This window comes from Paraburkholderia sp. J10-1, assembly GCF_905220165.1.
In the GTDB taxonomy this organism is placed as follows: Bacteria; Pseudomonadota; Gammaproteobacteria; order Burkholderiales; family Burkholderiaceae; genus Paraburkholderia.
The window spans coordinates 410801-422398 of the sequence record NZ_CAJMYW010000002.1; the positions used below are offsets into that span (position 1 = coordinate 410801).

14 protein-coding genes are annotated in these 11598 nt (G+C 64.4%); 4 read left to right on the top strand and 10 right to left on the bottom strand.

The genetic code is table 11. The features are described from left to right. The first annotated feature begins 67 nt into the window (after nucleotides 1-67). The gene (locus tag U5A65_RS08735) at nucleotides 68-1357 is read left to right on the top strand and encodes an MFS transporter (protein ID WP_321914464.1); all 1290 of its coding nucleotides are present in this window, start codon (nucleotides 68-70) and stop codon (nucleotides 1355-1357) included. Nucleotides 1358-1360: 3 nt separating this feature from the next. On the opposite strand, the gene U5A65_RS08740 is transcribed toward U5A65_RS08735, so the two are convergent. Continuing rightward, nucleotides 1361-2362, bottom strand: a complete 1002-nt coding sequence (locus U5A65_RS08740) for a 2-dehydropantoate 2-reductase (RefSeq protein WP_321946030.1) — start codon at nucleotides 2360-2362, stop codon at nucleotides 1361-1363. 4 nt (nucleotides 2363-2366) lie between these two features. Next, on the bottom strand, nucleotides 2367-3137 hold the full coding sequence (locus U5A65_RS08745) for a class II aldolase/adducin family protein (RefSeq protein WP_321946031.1): 771 nt from the start codon (nucleotides 3135-3137) through the stop codon (nucleotides 2367-2369). Between the two features lie 168 nt (nucleotides 3138-3305). Here U5A65_RS08745 and U5A65_RS08750 point away from each other — a divergent pair, with 168 nt between their 5' ends. Continuing rightward, nucleotides 3306-3749: a MarR family winged helix-turn-helix transcriptional regulator gene (locus tag U5A65_RS08750; protein ID WP_321946032.1), complete on the top strand. Its 444-nt coding sequence runs from the start codon at nucleotides 3306-3308 to the stop codon at nucleotides 3747-3749. A gap of 18 nt (nucleotides 3750-3767) precedes the next feature. Here the strand turns inward: U5A65_RS08750 and hpaI are convergent, their stop codons facing one another. From hpaI to U5A65_RS08785, 7 genes are read right to left on the bottom strand one after another with little or no spacing between them, the layout of a single operon-like run. Further along, nucleotides 3768-4550, bottom strand: a complete 783-nt coding sequence (hpaI, locus tag U5A65_RS08755) for a 4-hydroxy-2-oxoheptanedioate aldolase (protein ID WP_321946033.1) — start codon at nucleotides 4548-4550, stop codon at nucleotides 3768-3770. Nucleotides 4551-4566: 16 nt separating this feature from the next. After that, nucleotides 4567-5370 (bottom strand): 2-oxo-hept-4-ene-1,7-dioate hydratase, encoded by an 804-nt coding sequence (gene hpaH, locus U5A65_RS08760; protein ID WP_321946437.1) that lies wholly within the window; start codon nucleotides 5368-5370, stop codon nucleotides 4567-4569. A 23-nt stretch (nucleotides 5371-5393) separates the two neighbouring features. Next, nucleotides 5394-5795 carry a 5-carboxymethyl-2-hydroxymuconate Delta-isomerase gene (locus U5A65_RS08765; RefSeq protein WP_321914459.1) on the bottom strand — a complete coding sequence of 134 codons (402 nt, stop codon included), beginning with the start codon at nucleotides 5793-5795 and terminating at the stop codon, nucleotides 5394-5396. A 15-nt stretch (nucleotides 5796-5810) separates the two neighbouring features. Beyond that, nucleotides 5811-6674: a 3,4-dihydroxyphenylacetate 2,3-dioxygenase gene (gene hpaD, locus U5A65_RS08770; protein ID WP_321946034.1), complete on the bottom strand. Its 864-nt coding sequence runs from the start codon at nucleotides 6672-6674 to the stop codon at nucleotides 5811-5813. Then, on the bottom strand, nucleotides 6674-8131 hold the full coding sequence (gene hpaE, locus U5A65_RS08775; RefSeq protein ID WP_321946035.1) for a 5-carboxymethyl-2-hydroxymuconate semialdehyde dehydrogenase: 1458 nt from the start codon (nucleotides 8129-8131) through the stop codon (nucleotides 6674-6676). Before hpaE ends, hpaD begins: the two co-directional genes overlap by 1 nt. Nucleotides 8132-8165: 34 nt before the next feature. Continuing rightward, nucleotides 8166-8921: a fumarylacetoacetate hydrolase family protein gene (locus U5A65_RS08780; RefSeq protein ID WP_321946036.1), complete on the bottom strand. Its 756-nt coding sequence runs from the start codon at nucleotides 8919-8921 to the stop codon at nucleotides 8166-8168. Continuing rightward, nucleotides 8918-9688, bottom strand: coding sequence for a fumarylacetoacetate hydrolase family protein (locus U5A65_RS08785; RefSeq protein WP_321914455.1), 771 nt, complete (start codon nucleotides 9686-9688; stop codon nucleotides 8918-8920). Before U5A65_RS08785 ends, U5A65_RS08780 begins: the two co-directional genes overlap by 4 nt. Nucleotides 9689-9871: 183 nt before the next feature. Here U5A65_RS08785 and hpaR point away from each other — a divergent pair, with 183 nt between their 5' ends. Next, nucleotides 9872-10270, top strand: a complete 399-nt coding sequence (gene hpaR, locus U5A65_RS08790; RefSeq protein WP_133183917.1) for a homoprotocatechuate degradation operon regulator HpaR — start codon at nucleotides 9872-9874, stop codon at nucleotides 10268-10270. 98 nt (nucleotides 10271-10368) lie between these two features. On the opposite strand, the gene U5A65_RS08795 is transcribed toward hpaR, so the two are convergent. Beyond that, nucleotides 10369-10680, bottom strand: coding sequence for a thioredoxin family protein (locus tag U5A65_RS08795; RefSeq protein WP_321933995.1), 312 nt, complete (start codon nucleotides 10678-10680; stop codon nucleotides 10369-10371). 639 nt (nucleotides 10681-11319) lie between these two features. Between U5A65_RS08795 and U5A65_RS08800 the strand changes: the two genes are divergently transcribed. Beyond that, nucleotides 11320-11595, top strand: coding sequence for a hypothetical protein (locus U5A65_RS08800; protein WP_321946038.1), 276 nt, complete (start codon nucleotides 11320-11322; stop codon nucleotides 11593-11595). Nucleotides 11596-11598: the final 3 nt, after the last annotated feature.

Genomic DNA, 11598 nt, shown 5'->3' on the forward strand with positions numbered 1-11598 from the left:
CGCCCGGGCGAATGCTAACGTTGCATGGTCCACCATCCAGGCCCGCCAGAGGCCGACGAGGAGAGCCATGAACAGCGTCAGCATGACCGGAGTGCGCAAGGGCAAACTGAGCCGCACGCAGTTGATCGTCGCCGCGACGATCGGCAATGCGCTCGAATTCTTCGATTTCACCGTCTACAGCTTCTTCGCGCTGACCATCGGCAAGCTGTTCTTTCCCACCATGTCGAGCTACGGGCAGTTGCTGGCCTCGGTGGCGACCTTCGGCGTGGGCTTCGTCATGCGGCCGCTGGGCGGCATCGTGATTGGCGCCTACGCCGACCGCGCCGGCCGCAAGCCTGCCATGACGCTCACGATATTCATGATGGCGCTGGGATGCATGCTGATCGGCCTGGCTCCCACCTACGCGCAGATCGGCGTGGCCGCGCCGGTGTTGATCGTGTTCGCGCGGTTGCTGCAGGGCTTTTCCGCGGGCGGCGAAGTGGGCGCCTCCACCACGCTGTTGATCGAGGCGGGCACGCCAGTCAATCGCGGGCTGCTCGGCAGTTTCCAGTTTGCGAGCCAGGGGATCGGCGTTTCGCTCGGCGCGCTGATGGCAGGACTCCTGACGACCTTCCTCACGCCCGACACGCTGCTCGCCTGGGGCTGGCGCGTGCCCTTCCTCATGGGTGTGGCGATCGCGCCGATCGGCATGTGGATTCGCAGGCGCCTCGACGAGCAGTTGCCGGAGCAGGCGAGCGTGGTGCGCATGCCAGTGCTTACCGTGGTGCGCGACCACTGGCGGCGCGCGGCGCTCGGCATCCTGCTGACGATCGGCTCCACGGTCACGGCCTATGTCGTCACCTTCTATATGCCGACCTATGCGATTCACGAACTGAAGGTGCCCGCGCCCACGGCGTTGCTGGCGGGGCTGGTCTCGGGCGTCGTGACTTTCGTGGTGGGACCGCTCTCGGGGATGCTGTGCGATCGTTTCAGCCGCCGTACGCTGATCTTCTGGCCGCGCGTGGGCGTTTTGCTGCTGATCTATCCGGCGTTTCTCTGGCTGACGAGTGAGCCGGACGCCACGCGGCTCCTGATCACCGTGGGCGGCCTGAGCGTGCTGCTCGCGCTGCAGGCCGCACCTTCCATCACGATGCTGCCTGAGATGTTCCCGCGCGCCGTGCGCGCGACGGGCATGGCGATTGTCTATGGCATCGGCGTGGCGATTTTCGGCGGCTTTGCGCAGACCGTTGCCACCTGGCTCGTCAAAAGCACGGGCAATCTGCTCGCGCCCGCGTGGTACGTGATGGCGTGCGTGGCGATCTCGTGCCTTGCGCTGCCGTTCATTCGCGACCTCACGGGCAAGCCGCTCGAGGATTGATTGCTAGCTTGCCCGGCGCGCCGCTTCGAGATTCGAATTGAGCTGGCGCGCAAGACCATACAGCAGGCCGAGCGACGGCGCCGCAATGCCCACGCGCTGCGCCAGTTCATACGGCGCGCCGACGAGCGCATCGACTTCGAGCGAGCGGCCCGCCTCCACGTCTTGCAGCATCGAGGTCTTGAACGCGCCTAGTTTGCGCGTGATCCCATTGCGCTCCTCGATGGTCATCGCGAGGCGAATGCCGAGCGCTTCGCCAATCGCGCGCGCTTCGGCCATGACCGCGCTCACGAGTTGCGCCGTGAGCGGGTCGTCGAGAATGACGTCGGCGGTCGATCGCGTGAGCGCGCTGATGGGGTTCATCGTCATGTTGCCCCAGAGCTTCGCCCAGATATCGGCTTGAATGGGCGCCGCTTCTGTGACCTCGAAGCCTGCACGCGCGAGCAACTCGCGCGCCTCTTGCGCACGCGCGGCCATGGGCGCCGAGCCTTCACCGACGATCAAATGATTGCCGCCGCCTTTGCGAATCACGCCCGGCCCCGCAATCGACGACGACAGGTGCACGACGCAGCCCGAAGCCTGCGTAGGCGGCAACGCCGCTGACACGACGCCGCCAGGATCGACCGCTTCGAGCCGGCCGTTCGTGTGCGTGCCGCCGAATCCGTGGAGAAACCACCAGGGCACGCCGTTCATCGCCGAGACGATATGTGTGTGCGGACCCACGAGCGGCGCGAGCGAAGCCGCCGACTGCGCGAGCGCCTGGCCCTTCAGGCAAATGAAAATGAGGTCTTGCGCGCCGAGCGAGGCGGCGTCGCTCGTGGCGTTCACGGCTTGCGTGTAGCGCGTGTCGCCTTCAATGACCGTGAGACCGTCGCGGCGGATCGCTTCCAGATGTGCACCGCGCGCGAGCAGATTCACGGCGATGCCCGCACGTGCAAGACGCGCCGCGATCAGGCCGCCAATTGCACCGCCACCGACGACAGTGACCTTTTGATTCGGGGTGTTCAACCTTTCACTCCTGATATGAGGGGTCGATGCGCGCGGCACGACGAATTAGCGCGTCGAGCACGTTCTGGCCCGCGCCATGGGCGGGCGAGAACTGCAGCGCGTCGCGCGTCGCACGTTCGGTAATGGCGGGTGCGATCGGCAGCGCCTGCCCGCGCATCGAATCGGTCACGACTTGCACTTCGCACGCGCGATTGAGCGTCCATAGCAGCGCGAACGCGTGCGCAAGCGTCACGCCATGCGAGAGCAGCCCGTGGTTGCGCAGGATGAGCAGCCGCTTGTCGCCCATCGACTTCAGAATGCGCGATTTTTCTTCGGCGTGCACGGTGATGCCTTCGAAGTCGTGATACGCGACCATGTCGTGCAACTGCGCCGAATAGAAGTTCGTATATGCGAGACCGCCTTCCATGCACGCCACCGCGAGCCCGGCCGTGGTGTGCGTATGCATGACGCAATGCGCGTCTTCCACGTTTGCATGAATGGCGCTGTGGATCACGAAGCCGGCCGGGTTGATCGGATACTCGCTCGGGCTCAGGACATTACCTTCGAGATCGATCTTGACGAGATTCGAGGCCTTGATTTCGTCATACGTGAGCCCGAACGGGTTAATGAGGAAATGTTTGTGCGGCCCGGGCACGCGCAGCGTAATGTGGTTGAAGATCAGTTCGGTCCAGCCCATGAGATGAAACACGCGATAGACGGCGGCAAGCTGTACGCGCGTTTCCCATTCCGTGGGATCGCACCATTCGGGGCGCGAGCGCTGGATGTTTTCATTCATGAACGTCTCCTCATGGCTGGCTCTGATCACGCCGATCCTACGCGCAAATAAATGCGTGTGCAAGCATCAATTTTTTCATGAAATACCTGAAAAACCAGTCTTTTATCGATGCTATCCTGATGGCGTTTGCCGCATTTCGCGGCCGCTGAGAACCAGGCGAGAAGACGAATGACGGGGAAGTTCAACATTGCGGAGCTGTTCACCTACCGGCTCCATGTGCTCAAGAAGCAGACCGACCGCACGATGAGCGACGCGTTCGAGGCAGCGCTTTCGCTCTCGCTCACGGAGGCGCGGCTGCTGCTCAGCGTGGGCGCGTTCGGATCGTTGTCGGTGTCGGAACTCGGGCGCGTGTCGAATCTCGACCGCAGCCAGGCGAGCCGCGCCACCGACGTGCTCGAACGCAAGGGCCTGCTCGTCAAGACTTCGAACGAGGCGGACGCACGCGGCGTGCTCGTGGCGCTCACCGCACAGGGGCGCAGCACCTACCGGCGCGCGACGACAATCTCGAAGGCGACGAACGACGCGATTCTCGCCACGCTGAGCGAGCACGAACGCGAAGTATTGGCGGGCGTGCTGGCCAAGCTCGTGGCGAGCGGGGAAGAGGGCGAGTGAAGCGGTGAATGAAGCGCGCTAGCCGCGCGCCGCAGGCTGGCGGAATTTCGCGGCTAGTTCACTCGCGCTGCGCGCAAGCAACGACACGTCGCTGCCCACGGCAACGAACGTCGCACCCGCTTCGAGATACTCGTTCGCAATGACTGGATCGGCCGCGAGCACGCCCGCGCCCTTGCCTTGCTCGCGCACGGTGCGGATACCCTTGCCGATCGCCTCGCGCACCTGTGGCGAGCCTGGCTGGCCGAGCAGGCCCATCGAAGCGCTGAGGTCAGCCGGGCCGAAGAACACGCCGTCCACGCCTTCCACGTTCGCGATTGTCTCGAGCTGCGCGAGCGCGCTTGCCGTCTCCACCTGGACCAGTACGCACAGTTCCTCAGCAGCGTGATGCAGATAGTCGGCGGAACCGTTCCAGCGCGAAGCGCGCGCAAGCGCGCTGCCTACGCCGCGCACGCCGTGCGGCGGATAGCGCGTCGCAGCCACGGCGGCGCGTGCCTCGTCGGCGTTCTCGATCATCGGCACGAGCAGCGTTTGCGTACCGATGTCGAGCAGTTGCTTGATGATGGCGGCGTCGTTGCGTACCGGCCGCACGATCGGGTGCGTCGAGTACGGGGCGACGGCCTGGAGTTGCGCGAGCGTGCTGCGCAGATCGTTGGGCGCGTGCTCGCCGTCGATCAAGAGCCAGTCGAAACCCGTGTTCGCGAGCAGCTCAGTCACGTACGAGTCGGCCAGCGCAGCCCACAGGCCGATTTGCGGGCTGCCCCGCGCGAGCGCACGCTTGAAAGGGTTGGCGGGTGTGGACATTGATATGGAATCCTGATCAGACGAAACTGAAGCCGATGCCGCCGAGCGGGCCGTAATCGGCATGAAACGTATCGCCCGCGCGGGCGGGAATCGGGGCCGTGAATGAGCCGCTCAGAATCACGTCGCCGGCTGCGAGACGCTCATCGTGACGCGCGATCTTGTTGGCAAGCCAGGCGACGCCCGTGGCCGGATGGTTGAGCACCGCTGCCGCGAGACCGCTTTCCTCCACGGCGCCGTTCTTGTAGAGCAGCGCGCCGACCCAGCGCAGGTCCACGTCGAGCGGCCTGACCGGGCGGCCGCCCAGCACGACGCCAGCGTTGGCCGCAAAGTCGGATATCGTGTCGAACACCTTGCGCGGCGCCTTGGTGTCGCGGTCGAACTGCTCGATGCGCGCGTCGATGATCTCGATGGCCGGCGTGACATAGGCCGTCGCGTCGAGCACGTCGAAGAGCGTGACGTCGGGTCCTTGCAGCGGCCGGCTCAATACGAACGCCAGTTCCACCTCCACACGCGGCGCGATGAAACGGTCCGCGCGAATATCGCTGCCTGCGGCGATGAACATGCTGTCGAGCAGCGGTGCGTAGTCGGGCTCGTCGATCTGCGACGAGCGCTGCATGGCGCGCGACGTGAGGCCGATCTTGCGGCCCTTGATCGTGTGGCCCGCCGCGAGCTTGAGTTTGACCCACTCGCGCTGGATTGCGTAGCCGTCGTCGATCGTCATGTCCGGATGCGAGCGCGAAAAATGCCGCAACTGCGTGCGCGTGCGTTCCGCTTCGTCGAGCTGCGCGGCCAGCTCGCGGATGGTTTGCTGATCTAGCATCATGAATTCCGGTGCGCGTGAGCTCAGGTTTTGAGCCGGGCGTGCAGGTTGTTGTGCTTCCACGCGCCTTCCTCGCTGAACTCGACGATTTCAAGCGAAAGCGCGAGGCCGTGCGAAGCGAAGGCTTGTGCGAAGTGCTGCTTGATCGCTTCGAAGAGCGCCTCGCCGGTCGCCCGCCGCACGGCTTGCGAGCGGCCCGCACCGATCTTCAGGCAGCCATGCAGGAAGGCATTCCCGGGATTGCCATCGGCAACGAAGTACTGTTCGCAACGCAGCGCGCGCGTGCGAATACCGCCACGCGGGTAGACGCGTGCGCCGGTTTCGTCGCGTTGAGCGTCGAGCACATGGGCCAGCGTTTCGCAGAGCTGACCGATGTTGCTCGCGTCGGCGAGATTGGCGCTGTATTCGAGCGTGAGATGGGGCATCGCTTGCTCCGTTGTTCAAGCCGGCAAGGGCGTGACGGGCAGGATCGCGTTGATCTGCCCGGTGCCCGAGCTACCGAAATATGGCGTGACGACTTCCGCGCGGCCTTCGTAGCGGTCCCAGCCAAGCGCCCCGAGCAGCATGGCCGTGTCGTGCATGCCGCCTTCGCCCCAACACTTTTCGTTGTACATCGGCAGCATGTCGCAGAAGGTTTTCCAGTCGCCGCGCTCCCACATCGCCACAACGTTTCGATCGGTCGTTTCGAGGAACGGGTCCCAGACCTTGTGCATGAATTGCTCGGCGGTGCCGTTGTTGGCGAAGTGGTGGCTCAGCGACCCGCTTGCGAGTATCGCCACCGTGCCGTCGTAGCGCTCCTCGATCGCGCGGCGTACGGCGAGTCCGAAGCGCGCGCTCATGGCGAGGTCATGCCACATGCACCAGCCAGCCACCGAAACGGTGCGGAAATGCTGGTCGCCGTTCATGTAGCGCATGGGCACGAGCGTGCCGTATTCGAGGTCGAGCGTCGTTTCGCTATGTGCGCGCGTTTTCACACCCATTTCGTTCGCGACATCGGCGATCAGGTGACCAAGCTGCGGATTGCCGGGGTACGCGTACGGCATGTTCTTGATGAAATGCGGCAGCTCGTTGCTCGTGTAGACGCCTTCAAAGCGCGGCGCACAGTTGATGTGATACTCGCTGTTCACGAGCCAGTGCACATCGAACACGACGATCGTGTCCACGCCCAGCTCGCGGCAGCGCCGGCCGATCTCATGGTGACCGTCGATGGCGGCCTGGCGGCAACCCTTGTGCGGGCCGTCCAGTTCGGAAAGGTACAGCGAAGGCACGTGCGTGACCTTCGCGGCGAGCGCGAGTTTGCCCATTACACGCCCCAGTGCGGAATGTGATGCGAGCCGAGCGACACACACACGTTCTTCGGCTCGAGGAACACTTCGTAGCTCCACGTGCCGCCTTCGCGGCCCACGCCCGAAGCCTTCGTGCCGCCGAACGGCTGACGCAGGTCGCGCACGTTCTGGCTGTTCACGAAGCACATGCCCGCTTCGACGGCGGCCGCCACGCGCAATGCGCGACCCGTATTCTCGGTCCACACGTAGCTGGAGAGGCCGTAGGCGATGTCGTTGGAAAGACGGATCGCGTCGGCTTCGTCTTCGAAGGGAATCAGGCACGCGACCGGTCCGAAGATTTCCTCCTGTGCGATGCGCATGCGGTTGTCGACATCGACGAACACGGTTGGTTGAACGAAGTTTCCGTTTTTGACCGCATCGGGCAACGCGGGCGCGTCGAGGCCGCCGCACGCGAGCGTGGCGCCTTCCTTCGGTCCGAGTTCGATATAGCTGCGTACCTTCGCGAGATGGCCCTGGCTGATCATCGGGCCGACGATGGTTTTCTCGTCGAGCGGATCGCCCACGGTGATGCGCTTCGCGCGCTCGATGAAGCGCTGCGCGAACGTCGCGTAGATCGAGCGCTGCACGAGAATGCGCGAGCCGGCTGTGCAGCGCTCGCCGTTGTTCGAGAAGATCATGAACACGGCGGCGTCGAGCGCGCGTTCGAAATCGGCGTCGTCGAAGATCACGAACGGCGACTTGCCGCCCAGTTCCATCGAAAACTTCTTGAGGCCCGCAGCCTGCACGATGCGGTTGCCCGTAGCTGTGGAGCCCGTGAACGAAACCGCGCGCACGTCGGGATGCGCGACGAGCGGCTCTCCCGCTTCCTTGCCATAGCCGTGCACGATATTGAGCACGCCTGCCGGAATGCCCGCGTCGAGTGCGAGCTGGCCGAGCATCGAGGCCGTGAGCGGTGACAGCTCGCTCATCTTCAGCACGGCCGTGTTGCCGAATGCGAGGCAAGGCGCGACCTTCCACGTGGCGGTCATGAACGGCACGTTCCAGGGCGAGATGAGCGCGCATACGCCCACGGGATGAAACAGCGTGTAGTTCAGGTGCGTGGACGTGGGATACGTGTGGCCGTCCACGGCGGTGCAGACTTCGGCGAAGTAGCTGAAGTTGTCGGCTGCGCGCGGCACCAGCTGCTTGCCCGTTTGCGAAATGGTCTGGCCCGTGTCCTTCGTTTCGGTTTGTGCGATCTCCGGCACGTTCTTCGCGATCAGCTCACCGAGCCTGCGAATGGCCTTCGCGCGCTCGGCGGCGGGCTTCGCGGCCCACGCGGGAAAGGCGTCTTTCGCCGCGCGCACGGCGAGGTCGACTTCCTCTGCGCCGCCACGCGCCACTTCCGCGAGCACGTCCTGGTTCGCCGGATTCACGGTTTCGAAATAGTCGCGCCCTGCGTGCGCGCGGCCGTTAATCAGATGTTCGATTCGCATGTCTAATCAGTCCAGTATTCGATTCGTTGCCGGATCAGCGCCCGTACTCGGCATCGCTTGCAATGGTATTGACCAGACGGCCCAGGCCGTCGATCTCGCACACCACTTTGTCGCCTGCATTCACGTTGACGACGCCTTCGGGCGTGCCGGTCAGAACGACGTCGCCGGGCGCGAGCGTCATGAACCCGCTCAAATACTCGATGAGTTCCGCGATGCCGGTGACGAAATCGCGTGTGTTGCCGTTCTGCTTGAGTTCGCCGTTCACGTAGGTGCGCAGGCCGAGCGCGTTGACGTCGGCGATGTCGCTCGCATCGACGAACCAGGGCCCAAGCACCGTGCCGCCGTCGCGGTTCTTCACGCGCAGGTTCGGGCGGTAGTAGTTCTCCAGATAGTCGCGGATCGCGTAGTCGTTCGCGATCGTATAGCCGGCCACGTACTGCATGGCTTCCTCGCGTTTTACGTTCTGCGCCGTGCGGCCAATCACGACGGCAAGCTCGCACTCGTAGTGCATGAACGTAACGTCGGCGGGGCGGCGCGTGGTGCCGCGATGGCCGATCACGCTGCCCGGCCCCTTGAGAAACACGAGCGGCTCCTCCTGCTTCGAGAACTGCAGCTCCTTCGCGTGTTCCGCGTAATTGAGGCCGAGCGCGAAGATCGTGCCGGGCTCGAACGGCGCGAGCCACACAACTTCATGCTCCTCGCGCACGCGACCGTCGGCGAGCCGCACGCGGCCGCCTTCGGGCGTGGCTTCGTGTATCGCGCCTGCGTAGGCAACGCGTCCGCGCATCATGGCTGTTCTCCCGGCACCATGCCTGCCGCGACGAATTCGATTTCGAGCGGCGCCCAGTCACTCATGACGATGGTTGCGCGCGCACCGGACTGAACCACGGGCGCACCATGTGGCACGCCGAGCGTGACGACGTCGCCAGGGGCGAGCGTCATGAAGTCGGTGACGTCGGCGAGCAACTGGGCGACGCCTCGAACGTTCGTAGCCGTAGTCGCACTGAAGGTGGCGCCGCCTTCTACGTTCACGGCAATGACAAGCTGATCGGGATCGGCCACATGACGGCGCGCGACCACGGCAGGGCCGATCACGCAGAAGTTGTCGCGCGCTCGAAACCGCACCGAAGGACGATAGACGCTCGCATGCGGCACGCTCAGGTCGGCCACGAGCGTATAACCCGCGATGTAATCGAACGCTTCATGCACGGCGACGCGTGTGGCGGCGCGTCCAATCACGATGCCGAGCGACGCGCCCACTTGCACGCCTTCGCTGCCCGGCACGGCCACGCGCGCACGATGCCCGGCGTGGGTATTGCGCGGCTTCAGATAGAGAATGGGCGCGCGCGGCGGCGCTTTATAGGGGGGCGCGTTCACGGCGTCGCCGAGCGCTTCGAGCGCGTGGCGGTCGTTGAGCAGCGTGCCGTAGACAGCGCCGCTCACAGGCGGCCGGCAGCGCGCGCCCGTGGCGAGCAACGCGCGCACGGCTTCGGCGCCAACGTCGCGCGGCAGCGCCTCGCCTTCGACGTGCAGCAGGTGATCGGCAACGGAAAACATGGCTTGGATTCGCTTCACAGAAACACTAATATGTGAGTGATGGTGCGCTTGCTATGATCCGTCGTCAATCGTCGATGAGATTTTTTCGGGTTTCCCCTGGGGCGCCCCGTTCCTTGTTTTGTTGAAACCGCCATGTCCGATACCTCGCGTCCGACCACTCGCGTTGCGCACCGCAACCTGCCCATGCTGCTGTTGCGCGCGCGCGAAAAGATGATGGAGCGCTTTCGCCCGCTCATCACGTCGCACGGCCTCACCGAGCAGCAATGGCGCGTGATACGCGCGCTCAACGAAAGCGGACCGCTCGAACCGCGGCAGATTTCCGACCTGTGCACGATATCCAGCCCGAGCATGGCTGGCGTGCTGGCGCGCATGGAGGCGCTCGGTCTCGTGACGAAGGAGCGTTTCGCCGACGACCAGCGGCGCGTGCTCGTCTCGCTCACGAAGAAAAGCCATCAGCTCGTGAAAGCGATTTCCAAAGAACTGGAGGCGCGGTACAAGGCACTCGAGGCGGAGGTGGGGCCGGAGGTGGTCGAGCGCGTGTATCGCGCGATCGACGATCTGCTCGCCGGGCTCGAGGAGTGAGTACGGCGAGCGCCTTCAGCGGGCTCGCGCGTAAAGGTGAGGTTTTTCGGGAGCGGTCCGCGCGGATCGTTCGGACCGTGTTTGGCAGCCTCGCGAGACTAGGCGAGCGAAGCGAATGCCTCGTCGAGTTCGGCGGCGTTTTGCGGACGCACCACGCGCGCGACCTCCACGCCGTCGCGCAGGAAGATGAGCGTGGGCCAGAGCTTCACGCGAAACGAGCGGCCTAGCGCGCGGCCCGGTCCATCTTCCACTTTCAGGCGGCGCACCTGTGGATTGCGCTCGAACGCCGCGCCGATCAGCGGTTGCGCGCCCTGGCAATAGCCGCACCAGTCGGTGCCGAATTCGACGACGGCGCCCCCGCCGAGCGAGTCGATTTCTTTGCGGGCGGGCGCGTTCGTTGCGTAGCTCATCGTGTGATTCCTCGCATTGGCATCTGTAGACATCGACATACGATACCGCATTGCTCCGCTTCGTTCAGGCCTCGCTTCGATGCCGACGCTGAGGTTCGCGCCGACATTCAACCGATAGGTGAGGCTTTTCGGGAGTGAGCAGGTTTGCACCGGTTCACGCACCTTGCGACGCATTGCGCGAGCGTGAGGCTCGGGCCGTCGCGAGCAAATCTGCCTTGAAAACAAGGGAAAAACACAAAACCGGCATGCGATGCGGTGAGCGAAAGTGGATCGAGCGCCGCACTCGAAGCCGCTTGAACCCACGCTTCGAAGCGCAAAGGTGAGCGTTTGCGGGAGAGGCCGAAGCGCGCGCCTCGCAAACGTCTGAAGCGAGCCGTGGCACCCGCCAATCCATCGCGCGAAATCCACATTAGCGCTGATTTCAGGGCGTTTTCTCACCGCCACGCGTCGCGAAGCGACAAGCCGCCGCGCCCGAGGCCACTGCGCGCCGGCGGCAAAGGTGAGAAGATTCGGGAGCACACTTGGCGTTGCCTCTCGCGCTGCCGGCCGTCGAATGGACGCCCGCACCCGATGGGTATATAACATTAAAAAGTGCGGGATTCTTTTGACTACTGCTCACCAAGGGAGATCGACTTCATCATGACGAGCGACGACACGCAAAGGCAGGACGCTCAAAAACCTGGCGAGGGTTCATCGCAACCGGATCTGGAGAGTCTGAACGCCGCCCTCAGTCACGTCGACGAAGGCGTGAAATCCGGCAAGATCGCGGCGGGCGCGGCCAAGGGCCTCGTCTTCAGTCTCGTTGAAACGCTGGGTGCGCTGGTGGGCGACCCCGACCTGCCGCAGCACGCGCGTTCGGGCTACGAAGGTTTGCTGGAGGCGGCGCGCGAACTGCGCGCCAAGCTGGAGCACTAGTCT

Bases quoted from the DNA above. Each gene is read 5' to 3' on its own strand.
- U5A65_RS08735 (WP_321914464.1), top strand. From the start codon at position 68: ATGAACAGCGTCAGCATGACCGGAGTGCGCAAGGGCAAACTGAGCCGC.
- U5A65_RS08745 (WP_321946031.1), bottom strand. From the start codon at position 3,137: ATGAATGAAAACATCCAGCGCTCGCGCCCCGAATGGTGCGATCCCACG.
- U5A65_RS08750 (WP_321946032.1), top strand. From the start codon at position 3,306: ATGACGGGGAAGTTCAACATTGCGGAGCTGTTCACCTACCGGCTCCAT.
- hpaI (WP_321946033.1), bottom strand. From the start codon at position 4,550: ATGTCCACACCCGCCAACCCTTTCAAGCGTGCGCTCGCGCGGGGCAGC.
- hpaH (WP_321946437.1), bottom strand. From the start codon at position 5,370: ATGCTAGATCAGCAAACCATCCGCGAGCTGGCCGCGCAGCTCGACGAA.
- U5A65_RS08765 (WP_321914459.1), bottom strand. From the start codon at position 5,795: ATGCCCCATCTCACGCTCGAATACAGCGCCAATCTCGCCGACGCGAGC.
- hpaD (WP_321946034.1), bottom strand. From the start codon at position 6,674: ATGGGCAAACTCGCGCTCGCCGCGAAGGTCACGCACGTGCCTTCGCTG.
- hpaE (WP_321946035.1), bottom strand. From the start codon at position 8,131: ATGCGAATCGAACATCTGATTAACGGCCGCGCGCACGCAGGGCGCGAC.
- U5A65_RS08780 (WP_321946036.1), bottom strand. From the start codon at position 8,921: ATGATGCGCGGACGCGTTGCCTACGCAGGCGCGATACACGAAGCCACG.
- U5A65_RS08785 (WP_321914455.1), bottom strand. From the start codon at position 9,688: ATGTTTTCCGTTGCCGATCACCTGCTGCACGTCGAAGGCGAGGCGCTG.
- hpaR (WP_133183917.1), top strand. From the start codon at position 9,872: ATGCTGCTGTTGCGCGCGCGCGAAAAGATGATGGAGCGCTTTCGCCCG.
- U5A65_RS08795 (WP_321933995.1), bottom strand. From the start codon at position 10,680: ATGAGCTACGCAACGAACGCGCCCGCCCGCAAAGAAATCGACTCGCTC.
- U5A65_RS08800 (WP_321946038.1), top strand. From the start codon at position 11,320: ATGACGAGCGACGACACGCAAAGGCAGGACGCTCAAAAACCTGGCGAG.